Here is a 782-nt window from a genome sequence, read left to right on the forward strand (position 1 = left end):
TTACTCCTAGAATCCACTTTTTATTAACATCTCAAATCCTACCGCCCGCGACTCTTAATTTTTCAGCACAATTCTTAGAATCGTGTTGCTCTCAAACTAACTTTACTCCTAGAATCCACTTTTTACACTAAACGCTTTTTCTGTCATTGCGAGCGGACTTGTCCGCGCGGCAAAGCGTAGCTTCTTTAGTAATCCATTAAAAACAAAACCAAAATCCTAGAATCCACTTTTTTAATTTTTCCCCTTACATTTTTAACATTTCCCTAGAATCCACTTTTTGATTGTGGATTGCCACGATTTGCCACGCAAATCTCGCAATGACAGAATTTGGGCTTCAATCCTAGAATCCATTTTTTTACACTTTCAGCCTCTTCCCCGTCATTGCGAGCGGACTTGTCCGCGCGGCAATCTACACATTCTGCGGTAGCAGAATCCATCTTTTCAATCGCGCCGCAAGGCGCAACCGATTCTCGCCCGCTTCGTGGTGCGCGAGCGCGGGAGTAAGGCGGGCAGTAGTGTCCCGCCGCCGCGCGAGTGCTAGAAGCGGAAGTGCGAGGCTCTCCCCTTGATTGCAAAAAGAAAAAGCGGTCACTGTTTCTAAAGAAGCTACGCTTTCTTTTTGGGTTAAGGGGAGCGGGGTGGGGATAAACCTTTTTCTAAAGAAACATCGGCTTGCGCCGAGCGGTGTCCCTTGTTTTCTTTTTGCGGATAAAACAGAGTAAGCTTTTTGCGTTAAGGGAGACTGAATCGTAGAGAGAGCTTTCACACCAGAATCCACTTTT

Annotated in this window: 1 protein-coding gene; it reads right to left on the reverse strand. The window is 45.9% G+C overall.

All coding sequences use genetic code 11. The features are described 5' to 3' along the window. Nucleotides 1-409: 409 nt before the first annotated feature. Nucleotides 410-782 (reverse strand): hypothetical protein (locus NYG90_RS10510; RefSeq protein ID WP_285265046.1); only part of this gene is annotated, 373 nt, incomplete at its 5' end.

The sequence above is a fragment of the Helicobacter zhangjianzhongii genome, assembly GCF_030249855.1.
Classification (GTDB): Bacteria; Campylobacterota; Campylobacteria; order Campylobacterales; family Helicobacteraceae; genus Helicobacter_B; species Helicobacter_B zhangjianzhongii.